We start from the raw sequence: 25260 nt of genomic DNA, 5'->3' as shown, positions 1-25260 counted from the left end.
AATATTAGTTAGATAATTGTTATAATTCTGTCATAATTTAATTTTAAAACAGATTCTGTACTAATGCACAAAAAAATTCCTACATTGTTCTACAACAACATAGGAGTTTTCTTGTCGAATTATGTAATTTATTGTTTAATAATCTCTGCCTTTTCCCGAATCTGAAATCTCTACTAAAGCTTCAGGGTATGGTTCGAAATATGTTTGTCTTAATAAATACTTTTCATCAAATCGAAGAGCCCATGATTTTAAAATTGCAAGTAAACTACTAAGCGGAATTTTCTTTTCCATATACTTTTGTATTAAATTTAAAAAATGATCTTTTTCTTGTTTTTTCAGCTTTGTTTTAAAGTATCCAAAAATATGCTCACATACATTTACATTCGATGTATAGCGGGGTGTACGCATAAATAATTCATATAAAGTCTTCTCATAGTTTTCAAATACAACTTCAATCGTTTCATTTTTGTGATTTGCAATAATACGCCCTAATTCCTTTTGTTTCACCTGATTATATGCCATAAATAAATATTTATTGTCCGACTGAAACAATACGAGGTCTTTCATATTTTTATTATGTTTAATCACTTTGTAATATGCGATTGTAAATAACCTTGTAAAGAAATGTTCTCTAATAATAAAATTCGACAATCTTCCTTCTTCTTCAATTGGAAGATGCGAAATTTTTTTTATTATTGCTCCGCCAAATAAGCCAGCTCCCTTTCCTTTTGCTGGCGCTTTTTCAAAACCAGAATAAATTTTCACATCACGTGTACCACAACTTGGCGAACGATTCTTTAAAATAAAACCATCCACATCGGGTATCGTTTGTAAAAAGTCATTTGAAAACTGCTCCATTTTTTTAGTTACATCTTCACGCGTCGACGATTGCACAAGTCTATTTACGCCATTTTCTTCTACTATTCGTATCGTTTCGCGAGGAATGCCTAAACCAATTTCTACTTCTGGACAAACTGGGATAAATGTAACAAATGGCTGTAAATTTCGTATTGTTATATCTGGAATCATCTCTGCATTATAACGACAAGCATCAAATTCTAAACATTTACTTACAACAATTTTCGGTTTAGCAAATTTGCGCATCACATTACCTCCGTGGCGTTAATCCGTACAATATAAATTGAATCGTATTTTCAATTTCCACTTCATCATCCCATTTTTCTTCAGGCAATAATAAAAACCGTGTTAATAGTAATCCTAATACAGCTGATAAAGTAAGTCGTAATACAGAAGATGGGGGTATTTCAATAATCTCCCCTTCCTCTTGAAACTTTACAATTAACTTTTTAAAATGTGAAAGTAACTCTGTTTCTACTAAATGTTGTATTTCATTTTTCAGTTCTGGCTGAAATGGCACTTCTTGAATTAATATTTTTATCATTGGAAAATGCTTTTTTGCAAATTCAAAACGATTACGAATAACAACTCTTAGAAGCCCTTCATATGATTTATATTCCGATTTAAATATTTCCTTTGCGAAGGCTTGTACGAAAAATGGTGCAGCAAACTTTGTTAATGTCGGCATGACGACTGCTAACAATAAATCTTTTTTCGTTTTATAGTAGCGGAAGATTGTTCCTTCCGCTACACCAGCCCGCTTTGCAATTTCACTTGTTGACGTTGAAGCGTAGCCTTTTTCGCCAAACATATCAACAGCCGCCTCTAATATACGCATTTGACGTTCATTTCGTTTATCCGTATTCGTTGCGGCAATTAATTCTTCCAGCCAATCCTTCTTCATCTACAATGCCCCTTTGTATCATCATTATATTTTTCGATGTTTCTTTAATGCAAATACATTCCCTACTGCAAATAATAGAGAAAAAAGTAGTAATACAGTTAAATCTAATGCAATCTCAGTAAACCCTTGATTTCGAATCATCACTTGTCTCATTGCGTCAGCGCCATATGTGAGCGGAAATAATTTTCCTAACATTTGGAGCCACTTATTCATAGATTCAATTGGAAATAACCCAGAAAAGAAAATTTGTGGCACAATGACAAGCGGTATAAACTGGATCATTTGAAATTCATTATTTGCGTATGCAGATAAAAACGTCCCTAAAGTTAAAGCAGTTAAAGAAAGCATACATGTAATAAGTAGCGTTAGCCATATGGAGCCAGCTACATATAGGTCTAAAATATAAACTGAAAAATTTACGATAATAATGGATTGTATAAATGCAAAGATCCCAAAACCAACAATATATCCTACAACTATTTCCCATCTTCTTATCGGAGTTGATAATAACCTTTCTAAAGTACCACTTAAACGTTCTCTTACAAAAGACACCCCAGATAAAATGAATACAAAGAAAAATGTAAAGAAACCGATTAATACAGGACCAAGCCCATCAAACATTGTAAAGTCTTTAGAGCCATGTAAATAATTCACTTCAGGTTTCATTATCGATACATCGTTCTTCTCTGTACTTTTTTGTAATATTTGGAGCACAGCACGATTTTTTGACGAATCACTACCTTCTAATACAATATTCATTTTTCCATTTTCTAAACGAATTACTGCATCTACCTTTTGATTTTCTAGCTCAGACATTGCCTTTTCTTTACTATATTCATAAATTGACGCTTCCTGATTTTTCATCACTTTTACTACCTGAGCTGGCATATCAACAACCGCGATATGCGGTACATAGTCTTTTTGTGTAAACACTAGCGATAATAACCAAAGTAATAACATAGGTGCTCCAAACATCATGGCTAACGAACGCTTATCTCGAAAAAATTGGCGAATAATACGAATGATTACACCAGTAACTCTCATGATAGGGCCACCTCTTCCAACAAAAAGACATCTTCAATCCGTCCTGATGATACCCGTTTTTTCAATTCTTCAGGCGTTCCAGTCGCAACTAACTTTCCTTCTCTAATCAACCCTAGACGCTCACAAAATTCAGCTTCATCCATAATGTGCGTTGTTACAATAATGGTATTGCCTTTCTTTTTAAGATCATAAAATTTTTCCCAGATCGTTTTTCTAAGAAGCGGATCTATCCCCACTGTTGGCTCATCTAAAATTAATATTTCAGGTTCATGAATGAGTGCTATCGCTAATGATAAACGCTTCTTCATACCACCTGAAAAATGCTGTACTTGCTTTCTCATATGTTGTGATAATTGTACAAGGTCAAAAACCTCTTCAATTCTTTCTTTTTTATGCTTTCCCTTTAATCCATACATCGTTGCAATAAAATCTGCATTTTCATATGCTGATAGCTCTTCGTATAATGCATCAGCCTGAGCCATATAACCAATTCTTTTCATTTCATTTAAATTAGGCATGTTCGTATTGTAAACAAGTACTTCACCTTCTGTTGCCTCATTAATACCTGCAATCAATTTAATAAGCGTCGTTTTCCCTGAACCTGAAGGCCCAACTAAACCAAATATCTCTGCAGGTTCAACTTGCAACGAAAGATTGTGTAAAACTTCTTTTTTCCCAAAGCTTTTCGATACAGTGCGTAAAGTAATTGAAGGTTGCTGCACGTATTCTTCCCCCTTTTTTTAAATGAGTGAGTACTCACTTTTATTTTACTCTTGCGTAATTATATGTCAAACTTCATTGATTAGTATGTATTTTCCGTCAACAATATCAAACAATGAAACAGAGTCGACATTAGAATATCATTTCTTAAAGTCGACTCTGTTTCATTTAAATTATATATTTTACTTTACGTTTTTAAATTCATATATTTCCTAATTCTAGCAACATCTAAAGAATATTCGATAACTAATTGCTGTAACGGTAAAATCACTGTATCGGGATATAAATGTGCATATTGTAATGTTTCTGCATATTTTTCTAACCTTTTTTCTAAATACTTTATAATTTGATCAGGATGACTTACTAATAAACATTTACAATAATAATGTATTTGTTCCTCAATCGCCGTATACTCTTCAATTTCATATTCTTTATGCATGTGTACACCCCTTTAAGTTTTTATACAGATTCCTTATCACAATTTTCACTCGACAAATTTTAAGTTTTTTGATTATTTACACTATAACAAACTCTGCGGGTCAAATTTTGTTACTTTATGTAACGTAGAAAATTTTTAACAAAATTGTAATGTTAACTTGTATACATTACATATGGACTATTTATTTTTTCTATACAAAAAATCGTACAGTTCAATTTAACTGCACGACTACAAGTTCGGGCCTATTGAAAATTCTTTGCGGAATGATACTATTGCCTAATCCTCTACTCACTACCATAGATGTATTTTGTTTTTCATATAAACCGGCTGTATATTTAGGGAATATACCTTGATTCGGAGCAACTATCCCTCCGATAAATGGCAATCTAACTTGACCTCCATGAGCATGCCCCGATAACACTAAATCTATCTGCTCATCAGCATATTCTGTCAAAAATTCAGGCCTATGGGATAGTAATACATTATATGTATCCGGCTGCATTTCACTTTTCGCTTTTATAATTTCATCTTTTACAATATTTCTTTCATCACGTTTTCCAGTAACAAACTCTGGATCATCAATACCAAGCAAGTTTATTTGGTGTACACCCTTTTGGATGCTTACATGTTCATTTCTTAAAACATTGACATTGTTTTTCTTCAGTTCTTTTTCTAAACTGTTATATTCCCCTGACAATTTTTCATGATTTCCTGTCACAAAATATACCTGATACTTCTGTACAAGTTTTCGTATTACTTTCATACTAACTTCTGCATCGTATGAATTACTGTCAATTAGATCACCCGTAATAGCAATAATATCTGGTTCTATGCTTTTAACTTTTTGAATTAAAATTTCTTGATTATCGCCAAATTGTTTATTGTGCAAATCTGAAATTTGAAGTATTTTATATCCTTTAAAAGAGGTGGGAATTTTACTAGAGGTTATTTTGACCTCAGTAATACTTATTAAATTGTTCTGTAAATATAAAAAGATACTAAAACCTACTAATGTAGCAATAAGTAATATAATTCTTTTAGTCTTCTTCCTCATATATCCTCCTAAAATCTTGATTAGCACTACAATTTTCCAAATTAAGGAATTTAAGAACTTATATAATTCTGTCGAAGTAAACATGGCTTGTTCTGATTTAATAGCAACTCTATCATATAACATCAAAGCCGAAATTCCTAAGTTAAGGAATTTCGGCTTTTTGAGTTCGTACGAATACATTAGCTTTCGTTCTATGTACCTTGCAGTTGTATATCTTATTACATAACAGCTGTCTATCTATATGTGGTGAGGTATTTATCTTTTTCAATAATCAACCATGTATAAAATATTTAACTTAGTTAACACCCTTAATGGATATCATGCTTTTTAAAGTTTCCGCCTTGTACTTCCGCAACATCATATACAGTGACAAAAGCATTTTCATCAATTTCATGAATAAGCTCCTTCATTTTATTCTCTTCTAAACGACTGATAACACAGCTAACTTCTTTATAGGCTTCTTTCGAAAATCCACCATACATTTCGTTATAGATTGCATTTCTCCCAAGACGTTCCCAGATTGTATCTATCATTAATTTAGGTTCTTTTGTAACAATTTTAAATGTTTTAGATCCACTTAATCCTACCTCAATAATATGAATTACTTTAGAAGCAATAAAATAAGCAATCGCTGATAAAATTCCACCCTGAAGACCGAATACTGTTGAAACAAAAATAAATACGAACATATTTAAAAACAAGATAAGATCACTTGTGCCAAACGGTAATCTCCTAGACAACAATACCGCTAGCATATCAATTCCATCTAACGCTCCGCCATTACGAAGTGCTAATCCCATACCGAAGCCGATAATCACACCACCAACAACAGTAACTAACAATGTATCTCCTTCAATAATTGTAGGCACATTATGCATAACCATAGTGCCTATTGCAAGTGATACAATACCAATAACTGAATAAATTGCAAATCCTCTACCGATTTGTTTATAACCTAGCCAAACAAATGGAATATTAATAATTCCAATTAAAAGACCTAATGGTAACCCAAATAGCTGAGAACTAACGATACTTATACCTGTTACACCACCATCTGAGACATTATTCGGAATAAGTACAGCCTCTAATCCATATGCGGTTATAAATGCTCCAATAACAATCAAAATTGCTTGTGAAATTCTTTTCAATTTATTAACATTTTTATTCCTTATACTTCCCATCTCAATTCCTCATTTCTCATATTTTTCTCTTTTTGTCATTTCATGATTACATTAGCTTCTTTAATCTTAGTGTCACACCTACTATGTAACTTCTCTCAAACTATAGCTTCCTATACTTAATTCGAGGGGTATACGGTATATGTATGGATTCTTATAACTACCAATCATGCGTTACCCTATTAAATACGTTATCCACTTTACCATTTAAACACCATGAAATTATTGTTAATAGACCGCACACAGAAACTACTGGCTGTTCCTCCTCCCAAGAGTTTAAATTACTTCCGTCCACTTACCTATCACACAATATTAAAACCATAGTTCATGAAATCAATTCCATAAACATAATGAGCGCTACTTTACAAGTTTCAAAACAGCACTAACTGACCAATATACTCATTCAGTCAATTATAATATACCTAAAACTAAAGTGAAATTCCATTGGTTAATATTATTTCTTTCTATTAAAACAAGATACATAATGTAGGATTATTTAAGTTTTTTATAAAATAAGTAAGTTTTACAAACACCCTAGTTTTCATGATGTGAAACTATTTAAAATACGCTTAATCGAGAGTAATTCATTCGATATATTCCCTCTTTTCACTCTTGTATTTTATCTTCATTCGTGTATTATATAATGCACGAATCTTCACATTGAAGAAAAATTTTTTTTAGCAAGGTGTATCATATGGAGACAAAAAATAACGTTACAATTGGTTCCTACGTACAATTTCCCTACCGTAATAACTCCACCTTAAAATTAACAGGTTGTGTAGTTAATATCTTACAAAATACGATTGTAGTTGATATTGCCGAATTTGCTGAAATACATGCTATTGAAGTAACTAGGCAAGTTGTAAAACATGGTTATTATAAAGTGAAACTGTAATCAGTGGGGGTTTTGTTCATCCCCCACTGATTATTAGCCCTCACCAATCGGGCTTTTACTTGCAGCCCGCCCCCCACCTAACTTCTTTGCTTTCGCTGAATTTTGAGGCGGGGGTCTTACTGCCTGTTAATGCGGAATCAAAAGATGAAATAAATCGATAACATATAAAAAAGACCCTAGTACACACTAGGATCTTTTTTTATAACGTTATTTTTATAGTATTTTAATTTACAACCATCATACTTTGTTTCTAAATTTTATAATTATGTAGGGTCCTTCCATTCAGAATTCAATATTGAATATTGATATTCATCAATCCACTCGCCTTTTAGCATGTAATTCTGCAATAAATGACCTTCTCTCCTCATCCCCACTCGTTCTAGTACTGAAATAGACTTATTATTTCGAACGTCCGAAAATGCAATCACTTTATGTTTCCGTAATGAATGAAATATGTAACTCAATAAGGCATAAACAGCTTCAGTTGCATAGCCTTTTCCCTGATATTCTGGAGAAAGAGTAAATCCGATTTCTACGATGCGAGGTTCATTTACAAGTGTGTGAAGTGCGCAATCTCCAATTATTTTGTTATTTTCAGCCAAAGCAATTGCGAACTGGAACCAAGTACCTGGTAGATTAGGATTATTTTTAACTTGTTCATTTACAAACGTTTTAGCCTCATGATATTGATAATTAACCCATGACTGAAATTTAGCCACTTCTGGATTAGAACGATAAAAATGAAAGTAGTTAGTGTCATCAATACTAAACCTTCTCAAAATAAGACAATCTGTTCTCCAAAAGACTTGATTGCCATTCTCCATAACTATTCACCCTCTTTTCTACATTAATTATATCTTTATATTACATATGTATAAATAGTTTACATGCTTATAAAAAAGCGATTCTTTTTACATTAAAAAGAATCGCTTTCCAAGTTCTTATTTTTCATTATTTTATATAAATAATTGAGAGATTATTATCTAAGAGCCTTAACTATAACTTCAGTTGCCTCTGCAATGAGTTGATTATCATAGGTAGCCTCTTTCTCATCTTTACTAGATAAAATTGCGATGATAATTGGTGATCTATTTGGCGGCCAAACGATAGCAATATCATTTCTTGTCCCGTAACTGCCAGCACCCGATTTATCTCCAACTATCCAGTCAGTTGGTACGCCTGCACGAATAAGTTTGTCTCCTGTAGCATTTCCTTTCATCCACTCTGTAAGAATGTTACGTTTTTGAGCTGGAAGTGCATCTCCGACCGTAAAAGCTTTAAGATTCGTAGCAATTGCTTTCGCTGTACTAGTGTCACGAATATCTCCTGGAATAGCTTCATTTAATTCTGTTTCAAAGCGATCAGACATAGTAACCCGATCCCCCATCTTTCTAAGCGCGTTTTCATATCCTTTCGGTCCGCCTATTTTATGAAATAAAATGTTCCCTGCAGTATTATCACTTGAACGAACAGCAGCCTCAGCAATTTCTCCTAGTGTCATTCCCGTATCTACATGTTTCTCTGTAACAGGTGAATATTCCACTAAGTCTTCTTTCGTAAATTTGATAACTTCATTTAATGTATCAATTGAGTTTTGCTGTAGTAATACTCCTGCCGCTAAAGCCTTGTATGTTGATGCGAAGGCAAATCTTTCGTTTGGTCGATAAGAGATTGTTTGATTTGTACCAGTATCAATTGCATATACACCTAATCGAGCATCAAATTTTTTCTCAAGTTGAGAAAACTCTTTATGTGTCGCCTGATTTTTATGTTTCACTTGTCCAGTCTTTTCTTTCGCTTCAACTTGCAGTGACCTTCCTGTAAAAGCTTCTAGGCTTGTAAGACTTAAACCTAATATACCAACACATATTCCTATTTTTAGTATCCTCTTATTTTTCAAAATCATCATTCCTTCCAAATTTTCAGTACCTATTTATACGTACACATAATAGACAATCACCGAAACAAATTTGTTCCATAAACTTAAAAAATTTATAACTAGTATGAGAGTGATTAACAAAATAAGAGATAGTAGCTATGATCGCATTTATCTCTTATTTCACATATCATTTTTTTACTTATAAATGGTTTTCTTTATATAAACAGGGTCTCTTCCCTGAAAAAAATACTCTAATTTTGCTTAGAACTACCTGTACTAGTAGCTTCACCATGTATACGTTGCTGTTTTAAATCAAAGTATACATCTAAAACTTCCTTTCCAATTATAGAATTAATTCCATTTTTATCATCATGAAGCCACGGAACTACTACTGAGAATGCTACTTCTGGATTATCATATGGAGCATATCCAACTAACGTTAAGTTGTAACATTCCATACGTTCTCCTTTTGCATTTCTACCAATTGGATCATCTCCACCATATACAGTTTGAGCTGTCCCTGTCTTTCCTGCTGGTTTATATGGCGCATTTTTAAAATACTTCACGCCAGTTCCATCACCTTCTTGGAATACCCATCTAAACCCTTCTTTTATTCGATCAATATGTTCTGTCTTCATATCAATACGATTTAATACGACCGGCTCTATGGAGCGTATAACTTTGCCAACCTCTTCTTTTATTGATTGCTCTCGTATTTCTTGTACAATTTGAGGTTGCATTCTATAGCCACCATTAGCAATTGTTGAAATATATTGTGCTAATTGCAACGGCGTATACGTATCATACTGACCGATAGAAAAGTCTAGTAAAAAGCCAGGTTGACTATCTACTTTTCTCGTTTGTCCAATTATTTCATTCGGTAAATCAATTCCTGTTGGCACACCTAAGCCAAATTGCTTGAAATAATAGCGCATCGTATCAAATGCTCCTTGTTTAATATCCAATGAGCCATTTGGTACGTAATTAACTCCTGCAATTTTTAAAGCTGTCTGGAACATGTATACATTCGAAGATACTTGTAAAGCTCGTAAATCATTAATATTACCAAATCCGGATACATTCCATGATTTCTTGGCTTGTGTACCTTTAAATTTCATCGGTGCATCATAAAATTGATCTCCTGGCTGTATTGCTCCTGTCTCGTAGCCAGTTAATAAAGTAGCACCTTTTACAGCTGATCCTAGCTCATACGAAGTTGTCATGTTACCTAATGCTAAATCCTCAATCTCTGTTTTCCCTTCTTTTTCTACAATCTTTTTTCCTGCCATAGATAGAATCTGTCCGTTATTTGGATTCGTCATGACGACAAAAGCTCGATCGAGCAGCGGCTCTGAACTCTTAAAAGCTCTCAAATTTTTCTCTATACTTTCTTCCACTTTCTTTTGTAATTCCATATCAATCGTTAATGTTAAACTATTCCCACTTTTCCCTTTAGAAATTACTTCTGTGTTTATAATGTTTCCTGCTTTATCAGTAATGTTTTTCACTTCTTCTTTTGTACCGTGTAATACGTCTTCATATCGTTGTTCAATATAACTTTTTCCTACACGATCATTACGGTTATATCCACGTACCAAATAAGAATCTAAGTTTTCTTTAGGCAGACCTTCTTCACTACTCGTAATATTTCCTAATACAGAACGAAATAAATTACCATTTACATAATTACGTTCCCAATCAACCGTCGCATCTACTCCTGGAAAATTCGCAAGGTTTTCACTTATACGCGCATACTCTTCATCTGTTACATCTTTTTTAATAATTTGTGGTGTTAGTTGATAACCTGAACTCATTTTACTTTTAATAGCTAACACCTTTAAATCTTGTGCTGTTAATTCTGCTAATTCTACTTCTGTAACGCGACTTCGTCTTAAATCTTCTATTTTTTTATCTAACTCTTTTCCCTCTACTCCCTTTTCTTTAAACTTTTCTATATCCTTTTTCGTAATCATTGTCTCCGCACGTTTCGTATTCAACTGCATCCAAAAATCTTTTTTATCGATATCTGTTAATTTATTTATATCTTCTTCAGGCATTTCAAGTACTTTTGCCAAGTCTTTTGCTATTTTTAAAATATCTTCACTCGTAATCCCCTTCACCCTTGTATACGTGATCGTACGAAGAGATTTATTATTAACAACTGTTTTCCCTTCTCGATCTAGTATTTGTCCACGTGGAACTGGAATGCTGGTTGTTGCATTTTGACTACTTTCTACTTGATTCTTATAAGCCTCTCCCTCTACGATTTGCACTTTTCCTAGCTGCATAATAATAGCTGAGAATAGTAAAAATATGCAAAGAAACATTATATTTAATCGAATAGATATATTTGTCTTGTTGTTTCTTTTTTGTTGTTCCATAAATCCTCCATTTTTCCCCTTATATGTTACATATCGATGACCGGTTATAAATATCGGTTCGACTTTTTTGCTAAATCCTTGTTAGCATCCATTTCTTTTCGTTGAGCTAGGTAATTCATAACTCTCCTTTCCTGTTTTCTCTCTATTTTTTGTCGCTAGCATTAGAAATGCTAAACTGTATACTGGCCCATATAAAACTTACACATAGATTTGCTAAAAACTTTTCATACTGATTATTCCTTTCTTCATGCTGTAATACTTAATAGACAACCTAAATAATAAAGTTGTTCCACATTTACAAAAAAAATTATTAACTATAAGATGGAATAGGCTAAAAAGGGAGGGTTTTATGTTACATACAAAAATAAAAAGATGGAGATTTATAGCGGTTCTTTCTATTGTAGGTGTGATTTTAATAATTTTGTTAAAAAGCAATTTCGTTTCAATTACTACCGAGACTTCTTCAGCTGCAAGAGGAGAAATTCTTGATCAAAATGGTGTCATACTAGCTACAAATAAGAAAGTTAAATCTTTATATTGCACTTATAATGATGAAAAGCTATCGAATCATGATACATCAAGCACATTGGCTTTTTTCGATCAATTTTCAAGCGAATTTCAACATGACATTTCTACAGAGGACATAAAATCTCAATTACAACAATCTTGTAAAAAGAAGTCTATGAATGATATACCGTTATACTCTGACATAACTGAGAATGAACTTGCATTCATAAACAAAAACAAACCCAATAATGTAATAATAAAAGATGAAGTGATTCGATATTATCCTAAACGTGAAATTGGTTCACAGGTAATTGGGTATGTAGAAAATGACTTTAATTCAAAGCATATATCAGCTGGAAAAAGTGGGATTGAGCTGCAATATGAAAATGATTTAAAAGGAAAACCAGGTAAAACTCTTATTTTTAAAATGAATAATAAGAAGTTCTTTTGGAACTTTCGAAAAGTACAAAACGGAAAAGATGTCCGGCTAACTTTAGATTCTAAGTTGCAGCAAAAAACAGAGGAAGCATTAAGATCTCAAATTAAGAAAACACCTGATGCTAAAGCTGGTTATGCTGTAGTGAGCGATGCAAAAACTGGCGCAATTTTAACTATGGCCAACTCAGCAGTTTTTGATCCAAATATATTACATACACATGTATCAACTAAAATAGATAACATAAAATCACTTTCGCAAAATAAAGCAATTCAAAAATTAAAGTATGGTGAATCTTATGTAAATATGGCTTCTACTATAAAGCCACTTACTATTTTAATTGGATTAAACGAAAAGCTTTTTCAACCTGAAGATACTTATTTAGATAAAGGTACTTTTCAGTATGATAATCAAAATAACATTACAAATGCACCTGGAACGCCCACAGGTGAGATTACACCGAGGCAAGCTATCATTAATTCATCTAACACATTTATGACAGCAAAAGTAGCTCTACCATTATTTAACCAAAATAATGGCAATGTAGAGAAAGTCGCACATATATGGACAGATTATTTAATGCAATTCGGCCTACGTTCTAAAACCGGGATTGATTTACCCTTTGAAGAAGACGGACAATATGAATTCCATCCTTCTAATAAGTTTGAAAATGGAATCTCCGCTTTATTAAATGCCTCGTGGGGCGGAAATGAAGTGCATACTCCTCTTCAACTCGCTCAATATGCAGCAACTTTGGCAAGTAAAGGTGATAAATATAAACCTCAAATGGCAAGTGCTATTATTGGTCAAGATGGTAAGGGAACAAAAAAGTTTAAACCTATTTTAGAAAATTCAAATCGTTACCCGATGAACTTTTGGAGTGTCGTGCAAGGTGGGATGAGTCAAAATATAGAGGAGATTAAAAAATTGCCCTTTGACGTCGCAGGTAAAACTGGTATTACAGGTTTTCCGAATGAGCAAGCAAGAATGATAAATCATTCTCTATTCGTTGCATATGCTCCTATCGAAGATCCACAGATTGCCGTTTCTGTCGTTATTCCTGGTAGTAATTCAGAAAAAAACATTGCTGCTCTCGTTACATCAGAAATTTTAGACTCCTGGAATACTCTTCAAAAAGAGAATAAAAACAAAGAGGAAGGTTCATTAAAGTGAACCTTCCTCTTTTACCATATAGAATCTATATTTATTATTTTCCATATACCCTCTTTATTCTTTTCGAACATAAATGAATATTTAATATCAGTTAAAACATACTCTTTTTGTACATATCCAGTATTACCGTTAATTGTCGATATTTTTATATATCCATCATTCTGCACTTTTTCTGGAATCCAAGCTTTTACCATTTCATTAGATACTTCATATAAAACTCGCGATTCTCGCTTTGGTTCAGCTAAAATTTTTGTTTTATTTCCAGTAACAGTTGCATATATAAAATGTGCTTGCTTTGATTGGTTACTTTCTGTCAATCCACTTGGTACTTTGTATACTTGTTTTGTATCATTTGCAAATTCTCCCCCCATTGTTAGAGCGACTTGCAACTCATGAAAAATATCTTCATCAAACTTCAATTCATCCTTCTTATAATTTTTCCCTTTAAATATAACTTCATCATTTAACGCTTTATACAAGTCATTTTCATTTTTTGCATTTGTACTTTGATATAAATCATTCATAAATTGTTTTAATGTTGGATTTTGAGCAGACTCATCTTTTGTTTTAGGCTTAATTTGTGTACTACTTTGTACCGGTGATTTATTATCATCAAGCCAAGGTTGTTGAACAATAAAAAATAAAAATGTACAAGCTAAAACCACTACAATTGGCAATACTTTTTTACGAAATGGTCTTGTATGTTTTGGGGAATATACCTCATTACTTTGGTATATAGATTGCTTTATTTTATATATATATTCTTCTTCATCTTTACGGTGTTCCATTGGACCTTTTTTTAATTTTCTATACCAGTCAGGATTTTGTTTATTGTTCATCACTACCACCCTCCCCTATTAATTTTGAAACCTTACTTCTCGCTCTACTTAATCTAGATTTTACAGTTCCAATGGATACTCCTAGTGTTTCAGCCATTTCTTCATAAGATAATTCATATTTTGCGTCTAAAATAATTATTTCACGGTGTTTTTTAGGTAGTTTTAAGACAACATCCCACACTTCATTCATTTCCTCTTGCTTAAAAAATTCTCGTTCTGCCGATGGAGATTGCTTATCGTCACTAAAAAAACCTATTAAAGATATTCTTTTAAAATAAGAGGATTTCAAATAGTTTATTGCCGTATTTCTTGTGATTTTTAATATCCACGTTTTAATAGATGACTCCTTTCGAAATGAATTCCAATTTTTAAATACCTTTATAAATACATCTTGCGTGATATCATCTGATAAGTGTGGATCTTTCGTAATAATAAATGAATAATTCCATACATCTTGCCAATAGTCTTTTATAATATCGTCCAGCTCATCATGATTACACTTTTCAATAAACGTCTGTTCCATTTCCACACCTCAAACTTATTTAAATAACCATTAAACTGCCCTCACTTTTATTATGGTTTCAATATATAGACAAGATACAAGTTTCATTTGTTCCATTGATTATCTTTTTTATATTACGGTTATACATACACCAACGGACAGTAGAAAGTACACACTATGAATGAATATAGAGGCTTGAATAATACGAAACCTACGACTGACACATTACGATTTTTTTTAGTTCTCTTCCCGACTCACTTGTTTTGGGATGAACGGTTTATCATTTCCTATAAATGTAAAAAGACGTTACAATCACGTAAGCGTCTCTTTTACATTGTTGATATCTCCTCTCCCTGTTTTACCTATAAACTACTTCGTTTTCTAATATACTTTGAATGCTAAAAACAGAATTACTATAAAAAGGCCAAAAATAGAAGCACAGAGATGTCTTCTCTCTGTGCTTCTTACATTTACAAAATAATAAAGAGCATAACGTAGAGGTATGTCCTAATTTGCCACCCTATCCAAACTACTGGAATGTAAAACGCATTCTGAAACCCTCTTACTAATTGCTCACTATTTCTTTATAGGCATAACTTTTTTATACGTAATCATGCGCCAAATCCACTCAAGTGGTCCCAATTTAAAGAATTTCATCCAAATGAAACTGAAAATAATTTGAAACACATAAATTGAAATACATACATATAAACTTTGCATATATGTCATAGTTTCTCTTAAGTGAAGCACACTACTTGCCAGTAAAATCATTGCAGTTTGTCCTACATAATTTGTTAATGCCATGCGACCATAATATTTTAATGGAGCAAGTAATGTTCTCAACACCTTTGTTTGTAGTAATAGGATTAATAGTCCTACATAAAACGCAGAAAGTATTGGCCCTATTGCAATTCCAATTTCTAAAAACTTACCATTTTGTCCGATCGCTGAACCATCTTCACCATAAACAAGCATAGTGTCAAATGGTAAAAGTGGAACATGTTTATATTGATAATATACACCTACCACACTTAACATAAACATTATGCATGTAAAAATAGCAACCTGCTTCATCTTACCTGAGAGGTTTTCAAATAATCGATATTGTCCAGCTGAAAGTCCTAATAAAATTAACGCGATTGGTAAGGCTGATTTAGCACCAGTGCTAGCAAAATAGATTGTTAAAATAACGCCCAAAACTAAGTTAATTTCTTTTTTCACTTTATAAAATGGTAATATAAGTAATCCACAAACTGCATAAATTTTTAACGCTTCTCCTGACTGATATAACGTATGTATGATTCCAAAAACAAGTAAAGCAGCAAGTCTACGTAAAAACAAAATATACCCATTTTGCCCTTTTGCAATCGCTCTTGTAAGAAAGATATAGAATCCTATTCCAAATAAAAAGGAAAAAATAGTGAAGAAGCGGCCTTCTACAAATAAATATAAAAACCTTTGATAACTTGCATCCATTGTATTCTGCTTTGGTATATCCAAAGAAAGTATTGCTAGAATATTCACCAAGATAATCCCTAATAATGCGAACCCCCGAATATAGTCAAGTTCGTCAATTCTATTGTTTGTAACGCTTTTTATCATATTACAACTCCTTTGTCATATTAAACCCCATTCATAATACGACATCTATACAACTATACCTATCGTTTAACCTTACATTTTTATTACATTGTTGTAAGGTTATTTACAACTGAATATACAATCTAAATAGTTAACACATCAACATGTACGTAGTATTCTTCTTTCCATTTTACAGATTTGAAAATGCCCGCCCCCCATATAGATAATAATTTCAAAATGAATATTCATCATATTATTTTTGGAACAATGTGCGTTTAAATATAAATTAACCGATTCCTAATATAATCAGGAATCGGTTAGATTTGTATATTTACTAGAGAAGGAATGTCATCTTTTAATGAAGTGTTATTTCTGGAAAATATGTTTTATTTTTTCACCTGGAACGTTACTTCCTCCTCTTCCTTTTACATCTTCAATCATCATTGTAACAATCATGTTTGGCGCATTTGCATCGAAAGCTGCAAACCATCCCAGTTCTTTTCCGTCTGCTTCTTTCGACTCTTTCAGTTCTGCTGTACCAGTTTTACCAGCAAGAGTTACACCATCAACTTTAGCAATTCTCCCCGCGCCATCAGGGTCATTAATGACTTTTATTAATGCACTCTTTAATATCTCTTGATTCTTTTTAGAAACGACTTTTTCTTTCCAATTCCCCGCTGCTTTTGTTTCTTTTAAAAGATGAGGCGACGGGATATTTCCCTCATTCACAATCGGTGCATATGTTAGTGCTAAATGAAGTGGTGTCATTAATACTTGTCCTTGTCCATATCCCGTATCTGCAAGTTGAATATCATTTTTTATTCCATCTCTTGCAATGATTGAAATAGGGAATTCGTATTCAATTGGTAATTTTTCATGAAATCCGTATTTCTTAAATTCATTTACATACTGATCTTTTCCCATTTTCAAAGCTTGTTGAGCAAAATAAATATTATCAGAGTACTTCATTGCCTTATCAAAATCAATTGGACTAGCTTCCTTCACACGTGTTACATAATAATTTCCCCAAGATGAATCTTTTGTCCACTTCAATCCTTGAATTTTAAATTCTTCCTTAGGGTTTATTGTGTTTATTTCCAAACCAATTGCACCTGTAATCGTTTTAAATACGGAACCTGGTACAAATGCTTGTGTGAAACGATTCATCATTGGTAGTTTCGAGTCGTTATTCCATGCTTCTCGTTGGGCTTTTGATGCGCCTCTAACTATTGTATTTGGATTATAAGCAGGGCTACTTACAAGTGCGATAGTTTCACCCGTTTTAGGATTGACCGCTGCACTTGATCCTGCTTCATTTTTCATCTCATTAAAGATTTTTTCTTGAATTGCAGCATCAATTGTTAACGTAACATTTTCTCCTTCTTTTGCTTCTTTTTTTGCTACGTTTTTGATCTCTTTCCCGTTCTCGTCTTCCATAAATACGCGTCCACCCTTTTCACCACGCAATTTATTCTCTAATACCTTCTCTAAACCAGTCTTACCCACTAAATCATCTGCTTGATAACCCTTTTTTTGAAGCGATTTTAACTCCTCCGCATTCACCTTTCCTATATATCCAGTTAAGTGTGCCGCCGCTTCTCCTAATGGATACGTACGAATATTTACTGGACGAGAGGAAACTCCTTCTAATTCAATATAATCATTCTGTCTAGTTCCCTCTTTTAAAATACCAATGGGTACAAAGGAATCTGGTTTTATCCATTTTGCTGCGAGCTTCTGATCGACCTCTTCTATAGACATATCAAGTAATTGTGCTACTATTTCTTTCGTTTGCGCTGCCATTTCACCTAGTTTCTCTGGAATAATTCCAACCTCAGACGCTTTACCATTCGTTGCAAGCCCTTTTCCATTTCGATCATATATTTCTCCGCGTTTTCCTTGTTCTATTTGCATACGTACTTTGTAATCTTTTTTCATACCTGGAAAAATGAAATCTGGTGTCCAATCTATTTTCCAAGATTCTTTTTCTTTCACAAGTTTTGCTTCATGGATAAATGAAGCTGGTCCTCCATCCGTATCCATCTTAACTTCAAAAAGAAAAAGTTCTTTATCTTTAGCATTCTCTCCTTTCGTTTTAACTTTTAAATTCTTAACGCCAATACCTTCATAGATTTTTTGATATTTTTCTGTAAATTCTTTTTTAGAAATCGATTTTTTAGCATGATCTGATAAATGATCATACATATTTGCAAATTTTTTATCGTTCCATAAATTGATATATTCTTCAAATGCTTGTTTTGGCGGTTCGTTTTTATTACATCCTACCAACATAACTGCGAAACAAACGAAAAGCAGCATCCATAATTTTTTCAATTCAATCTTCTCCCTTAGTTAAAAATGATGATTCCTTTCTTAATTTATTTAATAAAAAATGTTTTAACGCTTAATAGACAGTGTAAGTAATGACATTGTTCCATATTTACACTAAAAATTTAATTTATGGTTAAGCTGGATTAGAAGAGAGAAGTTTTTAAGCTCATACAAACAGAAGAAGCGGATATAATTAATGAACTTTATTATTAGTATTGTTTTAATAATTTCATTTAAAATATCTCTTAGTTTGGATTCTGCAATTCTATCTTTTTTGTATATATTTGATACAAAAAAGAACCCTTAAACAAAGGGTTCTGCAACAGAAAATATCAAAAATAAAAAGTTATTTAAACTATAATTTATAGGCACCCTATATCCTTCTTTTTCGTATTAAAAACCCCTGTGCAATATGTGCGACAGGATTTTTAGTCATTCTACAACTTATTTAGAAGAGTCATGCACAGGTAAACTACTATGAATTAATTCAGCAACTTTTACATACCCTTTTGAATTTGGATGAATTAAATCCGCAGACCAAAGCGTATTGTCATTAACTAAAGGATGACTCCAAAAGTCAACATGATGAATCTTATACTCTCTACTCAGTGAACGTATAACATCATTTGCCTCTAATAATTGTTCCTTTATTACTTGTTTTTTTTCAGAAGCGCAAGGAAGCCTTACTGTAAAATCTGGAAGGTTTGCTATAATAATATCAGCTTCTGTTTTACTTAATTTATCTATCATACATTCCATATCATTCTTATATGCTTGATGATTCCAACGTCCTTTTAATACATCGTTTGCACCCGCAATTAGACTAACCAGATCTGGTTTAAAAGTTAATGCCTTTTCCAATTGCTGCGAGCGAATTTCTTTAGTTACTAACCCACGTTTTGCAAAATTGGCATATTCTATATCGTTTACAGACAGTTGAACAAAGTGATCTACCCAGCTTTTTAATACAATTCCCTCAACTTCATCCCCTATCCCCTCTGTAAAACTATCACCAATCGCTACAAATCGCTTCCACATATGTATTCCCCCTTTAGTATTAACCATATCTATACTATACAATAGCTCACAACGTAATTGTTATTTCTAAGTGGTTTTCGATTTCAATTATATTCCACTTTACTATATTTACATTTAGAATCCAAATATGACCGATTCCTAAGTATACTTAGGAATCGGTCATATTCGTATATTTATTAAAGAAATAAAACCTCTCTAGGCATTATACTTTTTTCAAAAAATTTGTTGTTCTTTGTTTTGCCCAATTGATACATTTCTTTTCGATTAAATGATACGAAACTATAGAAAAAAGTAGTGTCATTGTAATGCACAAAATAAGAAGGAATAAGATAGGTATCTTTGTATACAAAAGTTTAAATAGTACCATCATGATTGGAAAGTGGCACAAATAGATACTGTATGAAATTTCTCCTAAGTATACAAACACACTCTTATTTAAAAATGCTTTTACTTTAAGGTTACTCATGGCCATTATAATAAATATACTAACACCCATTACGACACCCCAATCTTTTAATAAGAAAGTAGTATCATTACGGGAAATACCATAAATTAAAATGGAATATAAATATAAAATAATCCCTAGTGCAATAAGAAATCCTTTATTAAATTTTTTCATATTCCTATATGAGTAGATAAGTTTTTCCTGATGCTTAAAAAGTATCATCCCAACCATAAACATAGCTGTAAAATGCAGTGTATCAGCATAGCCATTATAAAACCCCTCAGCTTTCCCAATATGCAACATATTAAGAAAAACACTAATTAAAGAAAAGCTCAAAGCAAATAGTATCATTTTCTTCCAACTCAGTTTATAAAAAAGAAGGAATAAGAACGGAAACACAATAGATATACGCATTTCTTGAGCCAATGACCAGATAACTGGATTATAATTTTCCGTAAAAAAGTTAGTAAGAAGCACAAAATGGTTTATAATATCTAATTTTGTTATAGATCCTTGCCACCTATCATAGAACCAATCACGTAGTCCTATCACTTCATACGGCGAAAATAAAATAAATAAAGCAAAGGTAACGATTATCCAAAAATAATAAGGAATATAGATTCTTACAAATCTCTTAATTAAATATCCCCAATAATTTGTTTTTGAATGATAAAGTGCCATAGATAACACAAAACCACTTAGTACATAAAAAACGATAACAGCTTCCCCACCCGCCCATAAAAACCTAAGCGGGGAAAATTTAATAGAATTAGGCAACGATGGTAGCATTAAACAAAAATGTCCAAATACCACAGTAAGTGCTGCTAATCCTCGTATGGAATCTAATTCTTTTATTCTCTTACTCATAAAATGTTCTCCTTGTAAATTGTAAATTTTGCTGTTCATAAAGGCCACTATACGAATGTAGCGGGACAATTGTACATATAGTTTCTTTAAATTCCTAATATAAGCAGTACAGAGTTAATTTGACCTCCATTTCTTTATATACATAATTTAAAACAAAATATTTAATACAAAGAAAAGATTTTATTAAATTTTTATAAAATCTAATTACAGAAATACGTATCGGATATTAATTTGTTATTGTCATTTGATGGAATAGTGGGTGGTTTTTCATCATGTAACTTTATGAAACTATCCTTGCACCAGAACCCTCTAAATCGAAAGATTCATAATAAACGCCATCCTTTCTGTATATTTCTACAAAAAGAATAGCGTTTTTTAATTTATGGACACAAATTTATGTTAGTTTTTTACTATATCAACCGCACTATCCCACATACCATTAAAGAAAGATCCGATTTTACGCATAAAACGTGTAAACCAATTTGCCTGTTCTACATCAGATTTTGTTACAAGGTCTATTTGTAATGATTTACCTAATAAGAACCCAGGATCTGTATTATCTTTAGGCGAGATAATCATTTTACTTACTGTTACACCTTTTTTAATAGGCGCTTCTTGTTCTTTATTCGATACTTTAAATTCTTTTTTATAAACATCTTTATTGCCCTGTGGCATTGGAAGTGAAACAGCTTGCTTCGTTTGAACTACTACATCTTTGTCTTTCGCATTTGCAACTCGCAAAGTTTCATACCCTTTTACTACTGCATCTTTTCCGTAGATATTCTTCACTTCAAAATTCGCAAATCCATAATCATATAATTTCTTTGTTTCATCAAAACGTGCTGTATGAGAGTTTGCTTTTATTACTACAGAGATTAGACGCATACCGTTTCTTTCTACTGTACCAGTGAAGCAATCACCGGCTTCTGGAGTAGTTCCTGTTTTCAACCCATCTACACCTTCGTATTGCTTAATTAAACCTTTTAACATCATATTAAAATTCACCATATCAATTGGATACTTGCCACCCTTTTGAAATGTTTTTTTGGGGATTTTTGCTGTATCTAACATTTTGGGGAAATCTTGAACGAGACGTTGTGCTAAAATCGCACAATCTCTTGCAGACATTTTATTTTTCTCATCTGGAGTTGTCCCTTCTGGATGATGTCCTTTTAAATCATAGTTTGTTAAGCCTGTAGAGTTTACAAATTTATAATTTTTCATTCCAAACTCTTTTGACTTATCATTCATCATTTTTACGAAATCGGCTTCTTTTCCAGCCATTTCTTCAACTAAAGCAATTGTTGCACCATTTGCAGAGTAAATTGCCATTGCCTCATATAACTCTTTTACTGTATAAGAGCCACCATTTTCTAATGGAACGTTTGATAATGAGCGATCTTGTGAAATCTTATATGCATATTCAGAGATTTTAACTTTTTGATCCCATTTAAGTTTTCCTTTATCCACCGCTTCATGAACTAAGTATTCACTCATCATTTTTGTCATACTAGCAATTGCTAGTGATTCATCCGCATTTTTTTCATATAAAATTTTTCCGGAATTTGCTTCTACTAAAATTGCTGATCCTGCTTCTACGTCTAAAACAGGGACTGTTTCCGCTGATGCGCTCCCAGATGTAACAACTATGCTACAAAATAGTGTAAGCACTGTTACTATTACAATGAATTTTTTGTAAAACATACCTTTCAATTCTCTTACCTCCAATATCTTTGTACTCAAAAAAAACGTTATTCTAGCATAATCCCTATAAAAATAGATAGTTTTATCAAATTCTATATACATATAAGACGTTAGGATCGCTTTCATATATACCATCTCATCCAACACTTTTAGGCGCACCGATATTTTGTATCCCTACACGCATCCCTATTTTTCATACCTTTGTATTTTTCAAAATGATTGGTACTTTCATATTTTTTAGGATTACAATGAATAGACAATCTAAATAATGCGTTTGTTCCACATTTACAAAAAATAAAACCAGTGTATCCCGATTAAATATCGAGACACACTGGTTGCTAAACTTACTATCGTTTCTTCCATTATTCATATCAATGAACTCTCCCTCATTCTATTAATTATTTTATAAAAATAAAATAATTAACTTATCAGTATCATGCCTACTACAAATGACCTATTTGAATTATTAAATTAAAAAGTTTCTTAAGTTTTAAAAAAAAGCTTATGGAACCTTTCATTCCATAAGCCATTCTACATAATCGGATGTTCAACAATAAAGGATATCCAACCTTCTTTATATTCTGCATGTATATTACCATTATGAAGTTCAACAATTCTTTTTGAGATAGCAAGTCCCAGTCCATTTCCTTGATTATCTTTTCTTGCCTTATCACCTCTGAAAAATCTCTCAAATAATTTATTTGGATCGCTAACAGGTGGTTTCTCAGCTTTATTTGATACTTTCAAAATTGCCTTATTATCAATTACATCAAGACATATTGATAATTCGGATGGCTTCATGCTGTAATTTATCGCATTCATAAACAGATTTTCATAAACACGTACCATTTTTTCTACATCCATGAAAATAGGTATTGATTCTTCCGTTATTGATTTTTGAACAATTAAACTTTCCTTTTCAAATATAGGAGTGTATTCCCCAACTATTTGCTCCAATAAACCAGATAAATCAACTTCATTAAAGTTTAACTTGGCATCGTTGTCTGATAAACGGGTATACTCAAATAATTCATCAATTAGATATTTCAATCTCTGTGATTTTAAATAAGTGGTTTCGAGATATTCCTGTAATTGTGCTTTACTGTCGTATTGCCCTCTTTTTAATAAATCTACATAACCGATAATAGATGTCAATGGTGTGCGTAAGTCATGAGATACGTTGGTTATGAGTTCATTTTTTGTACGTTCCAATCGTCTTTCCTGTTCAAATGTATTCTCCAATTCCTTGGACATGTAATTAATATTTTGAGCAAGTTGAGTCAATTCGTCTTTTCCCTCGATCTCAATTGTCAAACCCAGTTTTCCATTAGCAATATCATTCACATTATCAGAAATGAGCTTCAAATATACTATTTTCTTTCGAACCAATATTAAAAAAATGATTATAAAAGTAAAGATCGCTAACGCGAATATAAGAAATGTAAGCATATTATTTTCAAATGCACTAAGATTATCAAAATAGTGATTTAGAGTTAATGGAATTATGATATATATAAAAGTGAGGATTGTTAAACCAAACGAAACAAAAAAACTAACTGCAACAGCACCAAGAAGTTTTATAATTATCTTATTTCTAAACCTAACCTTCTTCATATTTTGTACCCAATCCCCCAAATAGTTTTAATATAAATTGGATGTTTAGAATCTTCTTCAATTTTGTCTCTTATTTTTGTAATATGTACCATGACGGTATTATCCGATTTATAAAAAACCTCTTTCCAAACTGCTTCATATATTTTTGCAACACTCAGAACAATCCCTTTGTTACGAGCAAGTAGTTCGAGTATATCAAACTCTTTTGGAGTTAGCCTTACTTCCGTGCCTCTTATCCATACTTGACGTGTATCTGTATTTACAGTCAAATCACCAATTTCTAGTATTCTTTTATCATTATCTGCATTTGTATTATATTTTTTAAACCTTCTTAATTGGGATTTTACTCTAGCGATTAACTCCAACGGATTAAACGGTTTTGATAAATAATCATCGGCACCAGAGGCTAAACCCTGAATTTTGTCTATATCCTCTGATTTTGCAGAAAGCATAATAATAGGCATATTTCTTTCTTCCCTAATCTTCATACACGCTTCAATGCCATCCATATTTGGCATCATAACATCCAAAATAATAAGATCGAATCGCTTTTCTTCTAACAGTTCTAACGCTTCAATAGCATCTTCTGCCTTTTGAGTTTTCAGACCTTCATTTTCCAAATATACAGAGATAAGATTTCTAATCTCTTTATCATCATCAACAATAAGAATTTTTGACTCCATATAATTCCTCCACAATTTTCTCGTATTGAACAACTAAAGGCATAAGCATGTGGTACATTTTTATACGCCTTTTTGTAAACCTGTAATTGAAAGAACAAAAATAATATAATCAGTATAAAAGATAACGTCTTACAATTTTCTTTAGATCCATTTACAATTTATATTTTTTTCTTCATAAAATTTAACTT

Annotated in this window: 21 protein-coding genes and 1 pseudogene; 3 read left to right on the top strand and 19 right to left on the bottom strand. The window is 32.3% G+C overall.

What is annotated here, in order from left to right; translation table 11 throughout:
* Positions 1 to 135: 135 nt before the first annotated feature.
* From KZZ19_RS11860 to KZZ19_RS11830, 7 genes are all read right to left on the bottom strand, one after another.
* Positions 136 to 1104, bottom strand: coding sequence for a YbgA family protein (locus KZZ19_RS11860; RefSeq protein ID WP_237981853.1), 969 nt, complete (start codon positions 1102 to 1104; stop codon positions 136 to 138).
* Positions 1105 to 1108: 4 nt separating this feature from the next.
* The gene (locus KZZ19_RS11855) at positions 1109 to 1762 is read right to left on the bottom strand and encodes a TetR/AcrR family transcriptional regulator (RefSeq protein WP_088096403.1); all 654 of its coding nucleotides are present in this window, start codon (positions 1760 to 1762) and stop codon (positions 1109 to 1111) included.
* Between the two features lie 24 nt (positions 1763 to 1786).
* Positions 1787 to 2806: an ABC transporter permease gene (locus KZZ19_RS11850; protein ID WP_237981854.1), complete on the bottom strand. Its 1020-nt coding sequence runs from the start codon at positions 2804 to 2806 to the stop codon at positions 1787 to 1789.
* Complete coding sequence (locus KZZ19_RS11845) at positions 2803 to 3528, bottom strand: ABC transporter ATP-binding protein (RefSeq protein WP_237981855.1); 726 nt, start codon at positions 3526 to 3528, stop codon at positions 2803 to 2805. The genes KZZ19_RS11850 and KZZ19_RS11845 overlap by 4 nt, the downstream gene beginning before the upstream one ends.
* A gap of 185 nt (positions 3529 to 3713) precedes the next feature.
* Complete coding sequence (locus KZZ19_RS11840) at positions 3714 to 3965, bottom strand: hypothetical protein (RefSeq protein ID WP_000548621.1); 252 nt, start codon at positions 3963 to 3965, stop codon at positions 3714 to 3716.
* Between the two features lie 211 nt (positions 3966 to 4176).
* Positions 4177 to 5019: a metallophosphoesterase gene (locus KZZ19_RS11835; protein ID WP_237981859.1), complete on the bottom strand. Its 843-nt coding sequence runs from the start codon at positions 5017 to 5019 to the stop codon at positions 4177 to 4179.
* A gap of 308 nt (positions 5020 to 5327) precedes the next feature.
* Positions 5328 to 6200: a YitT family protein gene (locus KZZ19_RS11830; protein ID WP_029442760.1), complete on the bottom strand. Its 873-nt coding sequence runs from the start codon at positions 6198 to 6200 to the stop codon at positions 5328 to 5330.
* Between the two features lie 691 nt (positions 6201 to 6891).
* On the opposite strand from KZZ19_RS11830, the gene KZZ19_RS11825 reads away from it, so the two are divergent.
* A complete protein-coding gene (locus KZZ19_RS11825; RefSeq protein ID WP_237981856.1) occupies positions 6892 to 7092 on the top strand; it encodes a DUF2187 family protein in 201 nt (66 codons plus the stop codon).
* A gap of 263 nt (positions 7093 to 7355) precedes the next feature.
* Here KZZ19_RS11825 and KZZ19_RS11820 read toward each other — a convergent pair whose 3' ends face one another.
* A complete protein-coding gene (locus tag KZZ19_RS11820; protein WP_098342450.1) occupies positions 7356 to 7916 on the bottom strand; it encodes a GNAT family N-acetyltransferase in 561 nt (186 codons plus the stop codon).
* Between the two features lie 73 nt (positions 7917 to 7989).
* Between KZZ19_RS11820 and KZZ19_RS11815 the strand changes: the two are divergent.
* Positions 7990 to 8064 (top strand): annotated as a pseudogene (locus KZZ19_RS11815) (undecaprenyl-diphosphatase); the annotation flags it as partial.
* A gap of 7 nt (positions 8065 to 8071) precedes the next feature.
* On the opposite strand, the gene bla reads toward KZZ19_RS11815, so the two are convergent.
* Together bla and KZZ19_RS11805 are read right to left on the bottom strand one after the other, a co-directional pair.
* The gene (gene bla / locus KZZ19_RS11810) at positions 8072 to 8998 is read right to left on the bottom strand and encodes a class A beta-lactamase Bla1 (protein WP_237981857.1); all 927 of its coding nucleotides are present in this window, start codon (positions 8996 to 8998) and stop codon (positions 8072 to 8074) included.
* 224 nt (positions 8999 to 9222) lie between these two features.
* Positions 9223 to 11352, bottom strand: a complete 2130-nt coding sequence (locus tag KZZ19_RS11805) for a peptidoglycan D,D-transpeptidase FtsI family protein (RefSeq protein ID WP_237981858.1) — start codon at positions 11350 to 11352, stop codon at positions 9223 to 9225.
* A gap of 349 nt (positions 11353 to 11701) precedes the next feature.
* On the opposite strand from KZZ19_RS11805, the gene KZZ19_RS11800 reads away from it, so the two are divergent.
* Positions 11702 to 13468, top strand: coding sequence for a peptidoglycan D,D-transpeptidase FtsI family protein (locus KZZ19_RS11800; protein ID WP_348638039.1), 1767 nt, complete (start codon positions 11702 to 11704; stop codon positions 13466 to 13468).
* An 11-nt stretch (positions 13469 to 13479) separates the two neighbouring features.
* On the opposite strand, the gene KZZ19_RS11795 is transcribed toward KZZ19_RS11800, so the two are convergent.
* The 9 genes from KZZ19_RS11795 to KZZ19_RS11755 form a co-directional block, all read right to left on the bottom strand.
* Positions 13480 to 14307: an SH3 domain-containing protein gene (locus tag KZZ19_RS11795; protein WP_237982777.1), complete on the bottom strand. Its 828-nt coding sequence runs from the start codon at positions 14305 to 14307 to the stop codon at positions 13480 to 13482.
* Complete coding sequence (locus KZZ19_RS11790) at positions 14297 to 14830, bottom strand: RNA polymerase sigma factor (protein ID WP_237982776.1); 534 nt, start codon at positions 14828 to 14830, stop codon at positions 14297 to 14299. Before KZZ19_RS11790 ends, KZZ19_RS11795 begins: the two co-directional genes overlap by 11 nt.
* A gap of 555 nt (positions 14831 to 15385) precedes the next feature.
* Positions 15386 to 16411, bottom strand: a complete 1026-nt coding sequence (locus tag KZZ19_RS11785) for a DUF418 domain-containing protein (protein ID WP_237982775.1) — start codon at positions 16409 to 16411, stop codon at positions 15386 to 15388.
* Between the two features lie 345 nt (positions 16412 to 16756).
* Complete coding sequence (locus tag KZZ19_RS11780; RefSeq protein ID WP_237982774.1) at positions 16757 to 18724, bottom strand: penicillin-binding transpeptidase domain-containing protein; 1968 nt, start codon at positions 18722 to 18724, stop codon at positions 16757 to 16759.
* Between the two features lie 441 nt (positions 18725 to 19165).
* Positions 19166 to 19786, bottom strand: coding sequence for an SGNH/GDSL hydrolase family protein (locus KZZ19_RS11775; RefSeq protein ID WP_237982773.1), 621 nt, complete (start codon positions 19784 to 19786; stop codon positions 19166 to 19168).
* Between the two features lie 175 nt (positions 19787 to 19961).
* Entirely contained in the window at positions 19962 to 21110 is a 1149-nt protein-coding gene (locus KZZ19_RS11770; RefSeq protein ID WP_098342455.1) for an acyltransferase family protein, read from the bottom strand.
* A 360-nt stretch (positions 21111 to 21470) separates the two neighbouring features.
* Entirely contained in the window at positions 21471 to 22784 is a 1314-nt protein-coding gene (locus KZZ19_RS11765; protein ID WP_322349780.1) for a D-alanyl-D-alanine carboxypeptidase family protein, read from the bottom strand.
* Between the two features lie 522 nt (positions 22785 to 23306).
* A complete protein-coding gene (locus KZZ19_RS11760; RefSeq protein WP_098342457.1) occupies positions 23307 to 24389 on the bottom strand; it encodes a sensor histidine kinase in 1083 nt (360 codons plus the stop codon).
* Entirely contained in the window at positions 24386 to 25072 is a 687-nt protein-coding gene (locus KZZ19_RS11755) for a response regulator transcription factor (protein ID WP_098342458.1), read from the bottom strand. The genes KZZ19_RS11760 and KZZ19_RS11755 overlap by 4 nt, the downstream gene beginning before the upstream one ends.
* Positions 25073 to 25260: the final 188 nt, after the last annotated feature.

This window comes from Bacillus thuringiensis, from assembly GCF_022095615.2.
In the GTDB taxonomy this organism is placed as follows: domain Bacteria; phylum Bacillota; class Bacilli; order Bacillales; family Bacillaceae_G; genus Bacillus_A; species Bacillus_A cereus_AG.
This window is presented reverse-complemented; position numbering and strand designations above follow the sequence as displayed.